We start from the raw sequence: 17802 nt of genomic DNA, 5'->3' as shown, positions 1-17802 counted from the left end.
TGATCGCCTTGATGAGTCTCGCGCTGCTCGGCGGGGCCGTGGTGGCCACCCCTGCCGCCGTCGCGGCCGAACAGCCTGTGATCGGCAAGCCCGCGCTGGGCCGGGACGGCTGTGCCCGGATCGAGAAGAGCCTGCCGACGCTCGCGGACTGGCCGAAGGTCGAGAGCCGGTTCAAGGGCAAGGCGGGTGACGAGCAGCGGATCGCCCAGATCCTCGCGGGGATGACCCTGGAGGAGAAGGTCGGGCAGATGACGCAGCCCGAGATCGCCGCGATCACGCCCGACGAGGTCCGGCAGTACTCGATCGGCTCGGTCCTCAACGGCGGTGGTTCGTGGCCGAACAAGGACAAGCACGCCTCCCAGCAGGACTGGCTGAAGCTCGCCGACTCCTACTGGGAAGCCGCGAAGGGCAGCCGGACGAAGATCCCGGTGATCTGGGGCATCGACGCGGTGCACGGCAACAACAACGTGTACGGGGCGACCGTCTTCCCGCACAACATCGGGCTCGGCGCCGCGCACGATCCGTGCCTGGTACGCGACATCTCCGCGGCGACGGCCCGGCAGATCCGCGCCACCGGCCAGGACTGGGCGTTCGCGCCGACGCTGGCCGTCGTCAAGGACGACCGCTGGGGCCGCACCTACGAAGGATTCTCCGAGGATCCGCGGATCACCAGGGCCTACGGCTACGAGGCGATCAACGGGCTCCAGGACGGCTCGACCAAACGCATCGGCTACAACGGCGTGATCGGCACCGCCAAGCACTTCATCGGTGACGGCGGCACCCTCAAGGGGCAGGACCAGGGCGTCAACCCCGCCTCCGAAGCCGAGATGATCAACGTCCACGGACAGGGCTACTACGGCGCGCTCGCGGCCGGTTCCCAGACCGTGATGGTGTCGTTCAACAGCTGGACCAACGCCGAACTCGGCATCGACGAGGGCAAGCTGCACGGCAGCGACAAGGCGCTGAACCAGATCCTCAAGGGCAAGATGGGCTTCGACGGCCTCGTCGTGTCCGATTGGAACGGCATCGGCCAGGTTCCCGGCTGCACCAACGCTTCGTGCCCGCAGGCGATCAACGCCGGCATCGACATCGTGATGGTGCCGAACGACTGGAAGGCGTTCATCGCCAACACCGTCGCCCAGGTCGGCGACGGCCGGATCCCGGTCGCGCGGATCGACGACGCGGTGACCCGAATCCTGCGCGTCAAGCTGCGGTCGGGGCTGTACGAGTCGCAGAAGCCGTCGGACCGGTCGTACTCCAACTCGGACGAGGCGCTGAAGGAGACCTGGCTGGCGCGCGACGCCGCCCGTTCGTCGCAGACGTTGCTGAAGAACAACGGCAACGTGCTGCCGCTGAAGCCGAAGTCGAAGGTCCTCGTCGTCGGCAAGAGCGCGGACAGCATCCAGAACCAGACCGGCGGCTGGACGCTGAGCTGGCAGGGGACCGGCAACACCAACGCCGACTTCCCGAACGCCACGTCGATCCTCGCCGGGCTCAAGCAGCAGCTGGGCGACGTCAACGTCACCTTCGACGAGAAGGGCGACACCGACCCGAAGGGTTACGACGCGGTCATCGCCGTCATCGGTGAGACCCCGTACGCGGAAGGCGTCGGCGACCTGACCCGGAAGACGCTGGAGGCGTCAAAGCTCTACCCCGAGGATCTGGCCGTGCTGGACAAGGTCCGCGGCAAGGGCGCTCCGGTCGTCACCGTCTACGTCGGCGGCCGCCCGCTGTACATGAACAAGGAGATCAACCGCTCCGACGCGTTCGTCGCGGCCTGGCTGCCGGGCACCGAAGGCGGCGGCGTCGCCGACGTCCTGGTCAAGGGCGGCTTCAAGGGAACGCTGCCGTACTCGTGGCCGAAGAGCGCGTGCCAGACGCCGCTGAACGCGGGTTCGGCGGAGTACGACCCGCTGTTCAAACTCGGCTACGGCCTCAAGACCGGCCAGCGCGTCACCGTCGGGCAGCTGGACGAGACGGCAGGCCCGGTGACCTGTGGCTCGACCGGTGGTGGCGGCACCGCGACCGAGGATCTCGAGGTCTTCAACCGTACCGATGTCGCGCCGTACAAGGGTTTCATCGGCTCGGCGGAGAACTGGGGCGGCACCGAGATCGGCCCGGACGGCGCCGCTTCACACGCTGAGATCGGTGTCGTCCAGTCCGACGTGAACGTCCAGCAGGACGGGCTCAAGGCGACCTGGACCGGCACCGGCCCTGCCCAGCTCTACTTCCAGAACCCTGCCGGTACCAACGATCTGCGGGGCTACCTGAACGCCGACGCGGCGCTGGAGTTCGACACCGTCGTGCACGAGGCGCCTGCCAACCGGACGGTGATCAGCATGCACTGCGTGTACCCGTGCTTCTCCGAGGTGAACGCGACCAAGCTGTTCACCGATCTGGCGGGGGCGCCGAAGTCGACGGTCAAGATCCCGGTGTCCTGTTTCGCCACCGGGCTGGACCTGGAGAACGTCAACACGCCGTTCCTGGTGTACACCGACGGCCGGTTCTCCGCGTCGATCGCGAACGTGCGGTGGGTGCCCAAGGGAGCGCAGGACCCCGATGCGAGGCCTTGCTCGAGTCTGAGCTGATCCTCGTCCCGAGGGGTTCCAGCGCGGCATGATGCGAAAGCCACTTTCGCAACCTTCAAGGTTGCGAAAGTGGCTTTCGCAACGTCGGTGGACGTGGCCTGGGTGACGCGGCACCGCACTCGCGTGGTCAGACCCGGATCTCGCGTGTTTGTAGACGCGACTCGCGTGTTCGGACTCCGCACTCGCGAGTGCGGTATCCAGGCACGTGAGTTACGTCCCCAGGCACGCGAGTTACGCCTTCACGTACTTCCCGACCGGCCGCCGAGGTCACTACCGTCCCATTGTCACCAGGAATCACATCTGACGGTAGCGAAAGCCTCCTTCACTACCGTCAGGGTAGGCAAGGAGGCCCTCGCTACCAGGAGAACGCGTACGCAGGAGCGACACCGGCCCGGCGCCACGACACGTTCGACTTACCCCTCAATAACCCGAATCGCCGCTCACGACCCTCGTGGCGAGGTCCGGGCCGGCACGAACGGCCGGGTTCGGCTCGTTGAGGCGGATTCCGATCAGGCCTTCCTGATGAGGCCGGACGGCTACGTCGCCTGGGCCGCGCCGCAGGGCGAGACGACCGGACTGACCGAAGCACTCGCACTCGTTGCGGGAACGGACGGCGGGCATGTATAAAGTGAAACGAGTGTTCAAAATGTAACGAGTGTTCAAGTTATGGAGGCGTCTTGCCAGGCCAATATCGAGAGCTGTTCTTCGCGAAAGGCTCTCTCGCCTTCTCCGCCGCCGGGCTGGTCGCCAGGATCCCGGTCCCCATGATGGGGATCGGGATCATCACGATGCTGGCGCAGACGCGGGGCGACTACGGGCTCGCCGGACTGGTCTCGGCGGCGTTCACGCTGTCCATGGCGCTGCTCGGGCCGCAGGTCGCGAGGCTGGTGGATCGCCGGGGGCAGAGCCGGATCCTGTTGCCCGTCACCGGGATCAGCGTCATGGCGCTCGGCGCGCTCCTGCTCTGCGCGCGATTCGGGGCACCGGTTTGGACGCTGTACGTGTCCGCGATCCTCGCCGGATTCATGCCCAGCATGGCGGCGATGGTCCGGGCCCGGTGGTCGCGGCTGTACCACGGCTCGCCCCGGCTGCACACCGCGTTCGCGCTGGAATCGGTGGTCGACGAGCTGACCTTCGTCATCGGGCCCGCGTTGTCGGTCGCGTTGTGCACCATCGTCTTCCCCGAAGCCGGGCCGCTGGTCGCCGTGGCGTTCCTCGTCGTCGGAGTGCTGCTGTTCGTCGCGCAACGCGAGACGGAGCCGCCCGTGCTGCCGCCGAGCGGAGATTCCGGGAGTTCGGCGATCCGGCTGGGCGCGGTGCGGGTGCTGGTGCTGACGCTGGTGGCGGGCGGCGTCATCGTCGGCACGGTCGACGTCGTCAGTGTGGCCTTCGCCCGGCACGCCGGGTCGCCGTCGGCCGCGGGCATCGTCGTTTCGGTCTACGCGGTGGGTTCCGCGATCTCGGGGCTGGTCTTCGGGACGCTCAAGCTCGCCATGACCCCGCCTCGGCTGCTCCTGATCGGCACCGCGGGCACGGCCGCGAGCGTGGTGCCGTTGCTGGTCGTGGACGGCGTCGTGAGCCTGAGCGCGGTGGTGTTCGTCGCCGGATTGTTCTTCTCTCCCACGATGATCGTCGTGATGGGGATGATCGAGAAGATCGTCCCGGCGGAGAAGCTGACCGAGGGGATGACGTGGGCGATCACCGGCCTCAGCATCGGGGTCGCGCTCGGCGCCGCGGTGTCCGGTGAGGCCGTCGACCGCTTCGGGCCGGACGGCGGGTTCGCCGTCGCGGTGGTCGCCGGTGCCTTGATCATCCTGATCGCCCTGCTCTCGTATCCTCTGCTGAGCAGGAAGACCACGATCAGCGAGGAGGCGGCACGCTGAACGAGCCGAGCACCGACGGCCGTCTCGCCAAGGGCGAGCAACGCAAACGGGAACTGATCGAGGCCACCCTGCGCATCGTCGCGAGGGACGGCGTGTCGGGGGTCAGTCACCGCACCGTCGCCCGTGAGGCGGGGCTGCCCGCGACGGCGGCCGCGTACCACTTCCGGGGGATCGAAGACCTGCTGACCGCCGCGCTCACCCAGTGCATGGACGAAGACGCCGAGCGGATGCGCGTCCTCGCCGCCGAGGCCGACGGCGGTGTGGACGCGCTGCGGAGATTCGCCACCTTGATGGCCGACGTCGTCGCCAAGCCCGGGCATCTGCTGGCGGAGTACGAGCTGTACCTCTTGGCGGCGCGGGAGCCGAGGCTCCGCGAGTCGACCAATCGCTGGATGGCGGCCTTGGCGGACTTCGCCCGCCGCTACACCGAAGATCCGGTGCGGGTCGAGATGCTGGTCGGGCTGGTGGACGGGTTGCTGCTGCAGGGATTGCTGCGCGACGAACCGCCGACGGCGGAACGGTTCGAGGCCATCCTGCGGACCGCTCTGGCGTCGTGAGTGGCGATTCGGGTCAGAACCCGAATCGTCACTCACGACCGCGGCTCACGTGATCGCGGGTGGTGACCAGGTCAGCCGCGGATCCGTCTGCACGAAGCTGCCCAGCAGCTGGTCGATCCGCGTCAGCGTGTCGAGGTCCAGCACCACCCCGGCCGCCTTCGCGTTCTCGGTCAGCTGGGCGGCGCTGCTCGCGCCGGTCACCACCGAGGCGACGGTGTTGTGCTGCAACGTCCAGGCGAGTGCCAGCTGGGCCATGGTCAGCCCGGCCTCGTCGGCGACGCCGCGCAGCATGCCGACGCGTTCGAGGAGGTCCGGCAGGAGCAGCGGCCGTGCCTCGGCCGACTTGGCCGCCCGGGAGTCCGGTGGGATCTCGCCCGGCCGGTATTTGCCGGTCAGGACGCCCTGCGCGAGGGGGACCGAGGCGAACTGGCCGATCCCGGCGCGTTCGCAGACCGGCATCACCTGTGCTTCGGCGACCCGCCAGAGCATCGAGTAGTGCGGCTGGTTGGCGATGAGCGGGACGCCGTGCCGTTCGGCGATCGGCCGCGCCTCCAGTAGCTGTTCCGCCGTCCATTCCGCGGTGCCCGTGTAGAGGATCTTCCCCTGCCGCACCAGATCCGACAGCGCGAGGAACGTCTCCTCCAGCGGTGTGCGGTAGTCGAACCGCAGCAACTGGTAGACGTCGACGTAGTCGGTGCGCAGCCGCCGCAGCGATCCGTGCAGCGACGTGGTCAGGTGTTTGCGGCTGAGGCCGGCGTCGTTGACACCCGGGCCTTCCGGCCAGAAGACGCCGGTGCAGAGGACGAGATCGTCGCGGCGCGCGGGGGCCAGTGCCGCGGCGAGGTTCTCCTCGGCCGCGCCGCCGTCCCAGGCCGCGGCCGTGTGGAAGGTCGTGATGCCCGCGTCGAGCGCGGCCTGGACGCATTCCGCGCCGTCGCGGTGCGTGAGCCAGTTGCCGTACGAGATCTCGCTGACGGAAAGCCCGCTCGCGCCGAGCCTGCGGTACTCCATGGTCACCTCTTCCGCGCGCCGGTTTCGAGGATGGTGCGGTCGATCCATTCGTCGAGACCGGCCGCCTTGCGGGCGTAGGTCTCCCGCACCGATTCGTGCGGCAGGATCAGGAACTCCTCCGACGCCAGGCCGTGCACCACGGACTCCGCGACCTCCTCCGGTTCCAGCAGCGGCGCGGCGGCGGCGATCGCGAGCGCGGCGGGATGTCCGGCGGCGATGCCCGGTTCCAGCAGCGCGGTCCGCACGCCGAGCGGGCACAGCGCGCTGACCCGCACCCCGCGCGGCCGGTAGGTGATGGCCAGCCATTCGGCGAGGCCGACGGCCGCGTGCTTCGTCACCGAGTACGGCGCGTCGCCGGGGGTGCCCAGCAGACCCGCCCCCGAGGCCGTGATCAGCAGATATCCGTTGCCCCGGCTCAACATCGCGGGGAGCGCGACCTGGGCGGCGTGCACATGCTGCATGACGTTGATCGCCCACGAGCGTGTCCACTGTTCGTCCGCGGCGTGCACGCCCGTCCCGAACGCGGCACCGGCGTTGGAACAGAAGAGGTCCACCGGCCCGAACTCCGTGCGGGCCTCGGTCACCAGCATCTTCAGGTCCTCTTTGGACGACGCGTCGGCGTGCAACGCGATCGCGGCGCCACCCGAGGCCGTGATCCCGGCGACGACCTGCTCCGCGGCCTCCAGATCGAGATCCGAGACCACCACCCCGGCGGCGCCCTCGGCGGCGAACCGCCGGGCCATGGCGGCGCCGATACCGTGTGCCGCGCCGGTCAGCACGACGACTCGTCCTGTCACTTCCACATGCGCTCCATGGTTATCGATTCTGCTTTTGATGACAATTCTTCTGTTTTGTTATGCCGGTGAGCAACGCCTTGTGCAGAACTGCGACGAAGGTGATAAAAGTGCAGGTCAAGGGCTTGTTCTTAGGGTGTCGAAATATTTGTTTCCGGCGCCGGACTTTAGCATGTGATCCCTTGTTTTCCGAGTTATCGTGCGGGAGTATTGCGCTCTCTGCGGCAAGTAGGTTATTTCTTGGGAATCCCGCTGAAAGATCGCCGAACCCGGCGAGGTTCGACCAGCCCCAGCCGAACAGGAGGTCCGCCGGTGAGTCATGCGACGGCGCGCACGCGGGTACTCGGCGTCAACCCGCTCGGACGTCCGGATCCGGGGCTGGCGGCCGCCGTCGCCAGGGGTGGCGGCCTCGGGATCGTGGACATCGGATCCACAGTGTCCATATCGGACGTCAGGTTCCCGTTCGGCCTCCGCGTCCCGGCCGGCCGCCACCGGCGAGACGAAGAGGTGCGGGAGACCGGTGCGGGGCTCGTCCTGCTGGCCGAGGGGGCGGTTTGGCGGGGCAGGGCCGATCTTCCCGTGCTGGCCGAGGTGACCGGTGTCGAGCAGGCCGTCCGGATGCTCGACACCGGCGCCACCGGTCTGGTGGCGAAGGGTGCCGAAGCGGGCGGCTCGGACCTCACCACGTTCGTTCTGCTTCAGTGCTTGCTGGAGCGGTTCGGCGAGGACGTCCCGGTGTGGGCGTACGGGGGCATCGGGCCGCGGACGGCGGTGGCCGCCATCGCCGGAGGCGCGGCGGGTGTGGTGCTCGACGGGCTCGGCCTGTTCCCGGAGGCCGACGTGCCCGCGACCGCGCGGGCCGAATTGGCCAGGGCCGATGACGGGCTCACCGCGTTGTTCGCGAACCGCTTCGAGGACGCGGAAAGCGCCGTCCGATCGGTCGTGTGGTCTCTTGCCGCGCCGTCGTCGGCGAGCCCCTCGGACCAAGGCGTACGGCTGTGCCGCACGTTGGGGACCCGCCTGCCGGTCGTGCAGGGACCGATGACGCGGGTGAGCGACCAGCCCGGTTTCGCCGCCGCCGTCGCCGCGCACGACGGCTTCCCGTTCGTCGCCGTGGCCACCGCGAACGGCGCCAAGACCACCGAACTGCTCGGCCGCACCGCCGAAGCGCTCGGCGAACGGCCTTGGGGCGCGGGCATCCTCGGCTTCGTGCCGGAGGCGCTGCGTACCGAACAACTCGCGGCGGTCCGGGCGGCGCGTCCGCGCTGCGTGCTGATCGCCGGCGGGAAACCCGCGCAGGCCAAGGCGCTGGAGGCCGACGGGATCGCGACCTTCCTCCACGTGCCGTCGCCGATCCTCCTGCGGCAGTTCCTCGACGCCGGGATCCGCCGGTTCGTCTTCGAGGGCGCCGAATGCGGCGGGCATATCGGCCCGCGGTCCAGTTTCGTGCTGTGGGAGCAGCAGCTGGACGTCCTGCGCGAACACGGCGCCGAGGACGTCGAGGTGCTGTTCGCGGGCGGGATCCACGACGCCCGGTCCGCGGCCATGGTCTCGGCGATGGCGGGGCCGCTGACGGGGATCGGTGTCCTGATGGGCACCGCGTACCTGTTCACCGAGGAGGCCGTGACCCACGGCGCCATCACCGAGGTCTTCCAGGACCGGGTGCTCGACGCCGGCTCCACGGTCACCCTGGAGACCGCGCCCGGGCACCTGACCCGCTGCCTGCCCAGCCCGTACACCGACGAGTTCGCCGCGCTGAAGGCCGGGCTCCGCGCGGACGGCGTCCCGCCGCAGGAAAGCTGGCAACGGCTGGAGGAGCTGAACACCGGACGGCTGCGGATCGCGAGCAAGGGCATCCGGCGGGAAGGCGACGCCCTCGTCGAGGTCGACGCGCTCGGCCAGCTCGCCGAGGGCATGTACATGGCGGGTCAGGTGACGGTGCTGCGCGAGCGGCGCACCGACATCGCCGCCCTGCACCGGGAAGTCACCGATGGCGCGGCGGAACTGCTCGCCGGTCGCACCCCGCCCGAGGAGTCCGTTGTGGACGGTGACATCGCCATCGTCGGCATGGCGTGCGTGTTCCCAGGGGCACCCGACCTCCCGGCCTTCTGGTCCAACGTCCTGCGCGGCGCGGACGCCGTCACCGAGGTGCCGGATCAGCGCTGGGACACCGACGTCTACGCGGACCAGTCGACGTCCGAATGGGGCGGTTTCCTGCCTGCCGTGGACTTCGACCCGCTCGCGTACGGCATCCCGCCCAACTCGATGGGCAGCATCGACCCCGCCCAGCTGGTGTCCCTGCAGACGGCTCGGCGTGCCCTCGAAGACGCTGGCTACGGCGACGGCGGTTTCGACCGCGAGCGCACCAGCGTCATCTTCGGCGCCGAGGCCGGGGGAGACCTGGCGAACGCCGGTGTGCTGCGCGCGCTGCTGCCCAGCTATCTCGAAGACGTCCCGGAAGAGCTCCTCGCGCAATTGCCGGAGCTGACCGAAGACTCGTTCCCCGGCACGCTCGCCAACGTCATCTCCGGCCGCATCGCCAACCGGCTCGACCTCGGCGGCACCAACTACACCGTGGACGCCGCGTGCGGCTCCTCGCTGGCGGCGCTGGACCTCGCGGTGAAGGAACTGCGGGCCGGCACGAGCTCGATGGTCCTGTGCGGCGCCGTCGACCTGCACAACGGCGTCAACGACTACCTCATGTTCACCTCCGCGGGCGCGCTGTCGCCGACCGGCCGGTGCCGCCCGTTCGACGCGTCGGCGGACGGGATCGCGCTCGGCGAGGGCGTCGCGTGTCTCGTGCTCAAGCGGCGGGCCGACGCCGAACGCGATGGCGATCGCGTCTACGCGGTGGTCAAGGGCGTCGGCGCCGCCAGTGACGGCAAGGCGCTCGGCCTCACCGCGCCGCGCCCCGAGGGGCAACGGCGGGCCCTCGCCCGGGCGTATCGCGACGCAGGGGTGTCGCCCGCGGACGTCTCGCTGGTGGAAGCGCACGGCACCGGGACGGTCGTCGGCGATGCCACCGAGCTGACCACGCTCACGGAGTTCTTCCTCGACGCGGGCGCCGAGCCGGGCCAGTGCGCGCTGGGTTCGGTGAAGAGCCAGATCGGGCACACGAAATGCGCCGCGGGGCTGGCGGGCCTGATGAAGGCGGCGTTGGCGCTTTGGCACGAGGTCGTACCGCCCACCCTGCACCTGCGCACACCGAACCCCGCCTGGGACGCCGAGCGCAGTCCCTTCACCTTCTCCACCGGAGCCCGGCCGACACCGGTTCGCCGCGGCCGCGAGTTCGCCGGAGTGAGCGCGTTCGGGTTCGGTGGGACCAACTTCCACGCGGTGCTCGCCGCCCCGGGGGTCCCGCCGGGACGGCGGCACGGCCCGCGTGACTGGGACGCCGAGCTGGTCCTGCTCCGCGGGGCCGATGTGGACCGTGCCCGGAAGGCACTGCGTGACCTGCTCGCGGCGAACGAAGGCCGTCCGCTGCGGGAGATCGCCGCGCTCGCCGCCGAACGGGACGCATCCGAGCCGGTGCGGCTCGCGGTCGTCGCGAGTGACCTCGCGGAGCTGCGTGAGGCCGCCGAGAACGGCGGAGGGCTCACCGCGGAGCACACGGAGGCCGGCGCGGTCGCGTTCCTGTTCCCAGGCCAAGGCAGCCAGCGCACGGGGATGCTGGCGGAGCTGTTCGTGCACTTCCCCGAGCTGGCCGACGTGCTGAGGCTCGCCCCCGACGTCGCCGCGACCACCTTCCCGCCGCGCGCGTTCACCGAAGACGCACGTGCCGCCCAGGACGAGGCGCTCAAGGACACGCGGGTCGCGCAGCCCGCGCTCGGGCTCGTCGAGTCGGCCGTGTGCCGGTTGCTGGCCGACCTCGGTGTCCGGCCGGACCTGCTGGCGGGGCACAGCTACGGCGAACTGACCGCGCTGTCGGTCGCGGGCGCGTTCGACACCCCGACCTTGGTGGCGCTCAGCCGGGCGAGGGCCCGCTCGATCGCCGAAGTCGCGGGCGCCGATCCGGGCGCGATGGCCGCGGTGAAGGCGTCCCGCGAGGAACTGGCCGCCGCCCTCGACCACCCGGACGTCGTGCTCGCCAACCACAACGCGCCGGGTCAGACCGTCCTTTCCGGACCGACGGCCGCCGTGGAGGAGGCCGTCCGCGTACTGCGGGGCCAGGGGATCGCGGCCAAGCGGATCCCCGTCGCGTGCGCCTTCCACAGTCCGCTGGTGGCCGGGGCGAGTGACGTGTTCGCCGTCGATCTCGACAACGCCGAGATCGGTGAGCCGGACGCGCCGGTGTGGTCGAACCGCACCGCTCGGCCGTACGCCGGAGCCGTCCGGGCGGAGCTCGCCGCGCAGATCGGGTCGCCGGTGCGCTTCGTCGAGCTGATCGAAGACATGTACGCGGCAGGCGCGCGCACGTTCGTCGAGGCCGGACCGGGACAGGTGCTTTCCCGGCTGGCCAAGGAAATCCTCGGTGACCGGCCGCATACCGTGATCGCCTGCGACCCCGGTGGGCCGGGGCTGCGAGGGTTCCTCACCGCGCTCGCGCGCCTGGCGCTCACGGGTGTCGACGTGCGCACCGAACGGCTCTTCCACGGCCGCGTCCGCGTCGGCCCGCTTCCCGCGCCCGCCTGGACCGTGGACGGCCAGACCGTCCGCGCGCCCGGCGGCGAGGTCCCCGCCCATGGGCTCGTGCCCGCCCGACGAATCCCGAGGACGACCATGAACCAGCCCGTGCCCGGTCGCGACCAAGCCGTCGTCGAATTCCTCCGCACCAGCCGTGAAATGCTGGCGGCGCAACGGGACGTGATGCTGGGCTACCTCGGCACCGCGCCGCTCGCCCCGGCCCCGGTGCAGGTCCCGGTCGTGCCGTCGGTGCTGCCGCCCGTCGAAGCGCCGGTCGTCGAGCCGGAACCGGTCGCCGCGGTGCCGTCGCGAGAAGCCCCGAGCACCGACGTCCTGGCCACCGTGATCGGCGCGATCAGCGAACGCACCGGCTATCCGGCCGAGATGATCGACGCCGATCTCGACCTGGAAGCGGATCTTTCCATCGACTCGATCAAACGCACCGAGATCGCGGGCACGCTGCTCGCGAAGCTCGGCCTCACCGGACGGGTGCACGACGACGCCCAGGATCAGCTCAGCCGCGACCGGACGGCGAGCGCGCTGGCCGCACGGCTGCGGAAGTGGCTCGAACCGGCCGCCCCGGCCGCCGTGGCACCGGCCCCCGCGGGCACCTCGCCCGGCCGGTACCTGCTCAGCCGCGTGTCCGCGCCGCTCCCGACACCCGATCTCGCCAGGGTGAACGGCAAGACGGTATCGGTGAGCTTCGAACCCGGCCAGGAGGAACTGGCCGAGTCGGTCCGCGCGGTGTTCATCGACGCGGGCGCCGTGCCGGGGGAGCGCGCCGAGGCCGACTTCGTCCTCGTGCTGAACCCGTTGTCGGACGCCGAAGAACCAGTCGCGGCCCAGGTCTTCGGCCTGCTCAAAGAAGCCAAGGGCGCGGTGGTCGTGGTGGCGAGGCCGGGCGCCGGGCACACCGCCGGACTGCGCGGTCTCGTCCGTGCCGCGGCGCGGGAGCGGACCGAGCCGACCAGACTGGTCGAGCTGGAGTCCACAGTGGACCTGGCGCGGATAGTGCTGGAAGAGGCGATCGCCGACGGGCCGGTGGCCGTCCGTTACGACACAGCGGGGCGGGCGGCGTTCGAGCCGTCCGCGGGCTCTCTCGGCTCGATCGCGTACGCGGGCGCCGGCCCCGGCGGCGGCGAGGTCAAGGCGCTCGGCCTCGACCAGGATTCGGTGCTGCTGCTGATCGGCGGGGCCCGTGGGATCACCGCGCGGGCGGCGGTCGCGCTGGCGGCGAGCGGATGCCGGATCGAACTGGCCGGGCGCACCCCGTGGCCCGCCGAACCCGGCGACGACGACCTGCCCGCCGACGCGCCGGGGATGCGCTCGGCCTTGGCCGCGCGGGGAGGTTCGCTGGCGGACATCGAACGCCGGGTGCGCACCGTGCTGGCCCAGCGTGAGATAGCGAGAACACTCGACCAGATCGGCGCGGCGGGCGGTGTCGCGGCCTACCGGTCGCTCGACGTGCGCGACGGCGCCGCCGTCCGGCAAGTGGTCAAGGATCTGCACACCCGCTACGGCCGCATCGACGGCGTCGTCCACGCGGCCGGGGTGATTGACGACAAACTGATGGCCGACAAGGACGAGCAGTCGTTCCGCACGGTCTACGGGACCAAAGTGGACGGTGCGCGCGCGTTGCTCGACGCCTTGGAGCACTTCGGGGTGCGGCCTGGATTCGTGACGTTCTTCGGCAGCATCGCCGCGGTGCTGGGCAACCGTGGCCAGACCGACTACGCGGCGGCGAACGACGCGCTGGAAACCCTCGGCGAACAGTGGGCGGAACGCACCGGCTGCCGGGCGCTGACCGTCCACTGGGGACCGTGGGCGCCCTCGGACGACCATGCGGGCATGGTGTCGCCGGAACTGGCGCGCGAGTACGAACGTCGCGAGGTGGCGCTGATCGACCCGGACGAAGGCACGGCCGCGCTCCTGCGTGAGCTCGCCTTCGGCCCGGCCGACGTCCGCTCCGTGCTGTACACGGCGTCACTGTGGTGAATCAGGCCGTGGTGAACCAGGAGCCGGTCGCGATCGTCGGGATGGGTGTCTTCCTGCCCGGTTCGTCCACTGTGGACGAGTACTGGCAGAACATCGTTTCCGGAACCGACGCGATCACCGAGATCCCGCCGCACCGCTGGGATCCGAGCTTCCACGACGGTGACGGCCGCACTCCCGACCGCACCTACGGGCGTCGCGGCGGGTTCGTCGCCGACAGCCTGGACTTCGACGCGACGGCACTCGGCATCGCCCCGAGTTCCGTCGCCGGGATGGAACCCGACCAGCTGGTCGCGCTGGCCGTGGCCGCTTCCGCCGTCGACGACGCCGGTGGCTTGCGGCGGCTGGGCGACCTCGAACGCGTCGGCGTGATCCTCGGCAGGGGCGGCTACCTCTCGCCCGGGCTCCAGCGGTTCGACCAGCGCGTCCGGTCGGTCCGTCAAATCACCGGCGCCGTCCGGGATCTCCTCCCGTCGGCGCGTCCGGAGATGCTCGACAGGCTCCGCGACGCGCTGCTGGAACCGCTCGGCGAGTTCCGGCCGGACAGCGCGATCGGGCTGGTGCCGAACCTCGCGGCGTCGCGGGTCGCCAACCGGCTCGACCTCGGCGGCCCCGCGTACACGGTCGACGCCGCCTGCGCGTCCTCGCTTCTCGCCGTGGACCAGGCGATCGGCGAACTCGCCCGTCGCCGCTGCGACGTCGTGTTGGCCGGCGGCGTGCACCACTGCCACGACGACACACTCTGGTCGATGTTCACCCAGCTCGGCGCCCTGTCGCCGAGCCAGCGGATCAGCCCGTTCTCCCGCGACGCGGACGGTCTGCTGATCGGCGAGGGCACCGCGATCCTGGTGCTGAAACGGTTCTACGACGCACGCCGCGACGGCGACCGGGTCTACGCGGTGCTGCGCGGCTCCGGGACGTCGAGCGACGGCAAGGGTGCGAGCCTGCTCAGCCCGGCCGTGGCGGGCCAGACCCTGGCGCTGCGCCGCGCGTGGGCGTCGGCGGGCCTCGATCCCACCGCGCCCGGCGCGCTCGGCCTGCTGGAGGCACATGGGACCGCGACACCGACGGGGGACGCGGCCGAACTGACCACCCTCGCCGAGGTGTTCGGCCCGCCGGACGGACCGCGCGCCGCGATCGGCGCGGTCAAGGCGATGATCGGGCACACCATGCCGACCGCCGGGGCCGCCGGGTTGATCAAGGCGGCGCTCGCGTTGCACCACGCCGTCCTGCCGCCCACCCTGAACTGTGCCGATCCCAGCCCGCTGCTGGACAAGACCCGGTTCCGCACGCTGGCCGCCGCCGAGCGGTGGCAGGCGGGCGACGTCCCGCGGCGGGCGGCGGTCAACGCCTTCGGTTTCGGCGGCGTCAACGCGCACGTGGTGCTGGAGGAGGCCGACCCGGCACCCTCGCGGCCACAACGGGCCAAGGTGATCGCGGAGCCCGAACGGGTCCTGCGGCTCGCGGCGTCCACACCGGACGAACTGCGCGCGCTGCTCGACCGCCAGGAGCCGGAATCCGGCGGACACGGCCCGTGCCGGATCGGGATCGTCGGCCCGACCGGGAAACGGCTGGAAGTCGCGCGGAGGGTGCTCGCGAAGGTCACGGCCGAGGGCAAGTCCTGGCGCGGACCCAACGACATCTGGTGCGGCACGGAACCTCTGTTGCAACAGAACGGGGCGAAGACCGCGTTCGTCTACCCGGGCTTGGAGGCCGACGCGGAACCGCGCTGCGCGGACGTCGCCCGGCACTTCGGCCTGGAGCGGCCCGAGTGGTCGACGGCGAGCGTGCTCGCGCGCGCTTCCAGCGTGTCCCAGGTCGGGTTGCTGCTCGACACCGCGCTGCGACGGCTCGCCATCACCCCGGATCTGCTCGCCGGGCACAGCGTCGGCGAATGGACCGCGATGCAGGCGGCGGGGATGTACCCGGGACAGTCCACAGAGGACATGTTGGCCCAGTACTGGCCACAGGGATTCACCTTGCCCGACGCCGAATTCCTCGTTCTCGGCTGTTCCGCGGAGCGGGCGGAGGCGCTGTTGGCCGCCGAACCGGAGCTGATGGTCTCCCACGAGAACGCGCCGCGGCAGACGATCGTATGCGGGGATCCGGCGGCCGCGGCCCGGCTCGCCAAGCTGTGCACCCAGCACGGCGTCGTCGCCAGGACACTGCCGTTCCGGTCCGGCTTCCACACCCCGCTGATGCGCTCCCGGCTCGGCCCGTTCACCCGGCTCGCCGCCGAACTGGACCTGAAGCCGCCGCGGATCCCGGTCTGGTCGGCGACCACGGCGCGGCCGTATCCCGCGGATCCGGTGGAGGTCCGCGAGCTGTACCTGGCCCATCTGGTGCGCAAGGTCCGGTTCCGGGAGCTCGTCGAGGCGCTCTACGCCGACGGCGCCCGGGTCTTCGTGCAGGCGGGAGCCGGTCAGCTCGGTTCGTTCGTGACGGACACACTCGGTTCGCGGCCGCATCTGGTCATCCCGGCGTCCTCCGGCACGCGGCCCGGTCTCGCGCAGTTGCGCCGGGTGGCCACCGCGGTCTGGGTGGAAGGCGGACGGCCCGCGTTCGACGCGCTGGAACCACGCCGGACCCGGATCGACACGGCGAGCACGCTGCTCTCGGTCGACGGCGACGTCAAAGGCATGTTCGACGGCGCGGTTCCCGAGCTGGCCGACGGCGTGCCGGACGCGATCGTCGCGGAGTTCACCGCGCTGCTCTCCGAGACCCGCCAGGCGGCGGCGAGTGTCGTCAACGCGGCGGCACGGCGGACCTTCGAGTCCACTGTGGATGTTTCCCTCGCGACGATGCCGTACCTGGTGGATCACCGGTTCTTCCGCCAGCGCGAGGACTGGCCCGAGGAAGCGGACTTCCGCCCCACCGTCCCGGCGACGACGCTGGTCGACCTGGCGTGCCGGGCGGCGGAACGGGCTTGGCCGGGTTCGGTCGCGACCGGCGTGAGCAACGCCGCGTTCTCCCGATGGCTGATCGCCGCGCCGGCGGTGCGCGTGCCGCTTTCGATGACCCGCGAGGGTGACCGGATCAGTGTCCAGATAGGACCGCACGCCAGTATGGACGTCCACTTGGCGCAGCGGTATCCGACGGCGCCCCGGCCGTCCCCGCTCCCGGGGCCGGAGACCGCGCCGCCGCTGAGCGCCGCGGAGATCTACACGCGCCGCGAGATGTTCCACGGCCCCGCGTACCAAGGGCTCGCGAAGCTCATCGGGCTGGGCGAACGGCATATCCGCGGCGACCTCGTCGTGCCGTCGGCGCCCGGCGCGCTGCTGGACAACGTCGGCCAGCTGCTGGGTTGCTGGCTGATGGCCACCAAGGCGGACGCGCTGCTGGCCTTCCCGACGTCGATGGGCCGGATCACCTGGTACGGGCCGGAACCGGCGCCGGGCACCCGGCTGCGGTGCGTGGTCCGGGTCCGGCTGCCTCGACCGGACGTGCTGGAGATGGACGCCGAACTCGTGCGCGAGGGCGCCGTGCTGGCCAGGATCGAACAGTGGCGGGACATCCGGTTCCCGTGCGACCGGCCCGCACACCGGGTCTACGCCTTCCCGGACCGGCACCGGCTTTCCGAGGATCACCACGGCGGCTGGACCCTGGTCACCGACCGCTGGCCGAGCCCCGCCGCGCGCGACATCTACGCCGGCGTCTACCTCGGCGCGGAGGAACGCGCCGAGTTCACCGCCTGCGCGCCCCGGCGCCAGCGCGGCTGGCTGCTGGAACGGATCGCGATCAAGGACGCCGTCCGCGCGAAACTCGGCTGGGACGGCGTGTATCCGGCGGAGCTCCGCGTGAGCGCCGACGGGACCAGGGTGACCGGCCTCCACGGCCGGACGGTGCCGCCGCTGGCGGTGGCCGTCGCGTCGACAGGAGAGGTCGCGGTCGCCCTCGTCCGCGAGCCGGCCGCGACGCCGCCCCGGATCGCGATCCGGGCGGAAGGTGAGCCTGCCGGGCTCGCCGAGGAGATCGGTATCGGGGCGGAATTCGCCGGAATCCCCGGGCACGTGGTGGCCTGGAACCGCGGGTAAGAGCAAGGAGCAGAGCATGACCATCGAACAGCAGAGCCCGGCGTCGGTCTTCGGGACCGTGGCCGAGTTGCTGACGGAACTGGTCGGGGACACCGACGTCCTCGGCATCGAGATCACCCCGCAGACCACCTTCCACGAGGATCTGCAGCTGGAGAGCATCGACCTGGTCACCTTCGCGAGCATCCTCACCGAGTTCTTCGGCGCGGACGTGAACCTCGCGGAGTTCCTGGCGGAGAAGGACCTGGACGACGTGATCGGACTCCGCGTCGGCGACATCGCGGACTACGTCGCCGCCCGCCTCGGCGAACGGGGCTGAAGCG

Annotated in this window: 9 protein-coding genes; 7 read left to right on the top strand and 2 right to left on the bottom strand. The window is 70.9% G+C overall.

Features of this window, described 5'->3' with window-relative positions:
- The first annotated feature begins 11 nt into the window (after positions 1–11).
- The 4 genes from ACLJO0_RS30235 to ACLJO0_RS30220 all read left to right on the top strand — a co-directional run bounded on the left by ACLJO0_RS30235 (position 12) and on the right by ACLJO0_RS30220 (position 5028).
- The gene (locus ACLJO0_RS30235; RefSeq protein WP_410582237.1) at positions 12–2588 is read left to right on the top strand and encodes a glycoside hydrolase family 3 protein; all 2577 of its coding nucleotides are present in this window, start codon (positions 12–14) and stop codon (positions 2586–2588) included.
- Between the two features lie 69 nt (positions 2589–2657).
- Positions 2658–3215 carry a hypothetical protein gene (locus ACLJO0_RS30230; protein ID WP_410582108.1) on the top strand — a complete coding sequence of 186 codons (558 nt, stop codon included), beginning with the start codon at positions 2658–2660 and terminating at the stop codon, positions 3213–3215.
- A 50-nt stretch (positions 3216–3265) separates the two neighbouring features.
- Positions 3266–4471 (top strand): MFS transporter, encoded by a 1206-nt coding sequence (locus ACLJO0_RS30225; RefSeq protein ID WP_410582107.1) that lies wholly within the window; start codon positions 3266–3268, stop codon positions 4469–4471.
- On the top strand, positions 4468–5028 hold the full coding sequence (locus tag ACLJO0_RS30220; RefSeq protein ID WP_410582236.1) for a TetR/AcrR family transcriptional regulator: 561 nt from the start codon (positions 4468–4470) through the stop codon (positions 5026–5028). The genes ACLJO0_RS30225 and ACLJO0_RS30220 overlap by 4 nt, the downstream gene beginning before the upstream one ends.
- Positions 5029–5073: 45 nt before the next feature.
- Here the strand turns inward: ACLJO0_RS30220 and ACLJO0_RS30215 are convergent, their stop codons facing one another.
- Positions 5074–6039 (bottom strand): aldo/keto reductase, encoded by a 966-nt coding sequence (locus ACLJO0_RS30215; RefSeq protein WP_410582106.1) that lies wholly within the window; start codon positions 6037–6039, stop codon positions 5074–5076.
- A 2-nt stretch (positions 6040–6041) separates the two neighbouring features.
- A complete protein-coding gene (locus ACLJO0_RS30210; protein ID WP_410582104.1) occupies positions 6042–6842 on the bottom strand; it encodes an SDR family oxidoreductase in 801 nt (266 codons plus the stop codon).
- Between the two features lie 303 nt (positions 6843–7145).
- Between ACLJO0_RS30210 and ACLJO0_RS30205 the strand changes: the two genes are divergently transcribed.
- The 3 genes from ACLJO0_RS30205 to ACLJO0_RS30195 are packed head-to-tail and all read left to right on the top strand — an operon-like array spanning position 7146 to position 17798.
- Positions 7146–13451 (top strand): SDR family NAD(P)-dependent oxidoreductase, encoded by a 6306-nt coding sequence (locus ACLJO0_RS30205; protein ID WP_410582102.1) that lies wholly within the window; start codon positions 7146–7148, stop codon positions 13449–13451.
- Between the two features lie 8 nt (positions 13452–13459).
- Positions 13460–17482, top strand: a complete 4023-nt coding sequence (locus tag ACLJO0_RS30200; RefSeq protein ID WP_410582100.1) for a beta-ketoacyl synthase N-terminal-like domain-containing protein — start codon at positions 13460–13462, stop codon at positions 17480–17482.
- A 16-nt stretch (positions 17483–17498) separates the two neighbouring features.
- Positions 17499–17798 carry a phosphopantetheine-binding protein gene (locus ACLJO0_RS30195; protein WP_410582098.1) on the top strand — a complete coding sequence of 100 codons (300 nt, stop codon included), beginning with the start codon at positions 17499–17501 and terminating at the stop codon, positions 17796–17798.
- The last annotated feature ends 4 nt before the right edge of the window (positions 17799–17802 follow it).

This window comes from Amycolatopsis sp. lyj-108, assembly GCF_046549005.1.
GTDB lineage: Bacteria > Actinomycetota > Actinomycetes > Mycobacteriales > Pseudonocardiaceae > Amycolatopsis.
The sequence above is the reverse complement of the archived record's forward strand: the minus strand, read 5'-3'. Positions and strand labels throughout refer to the sequence as shown.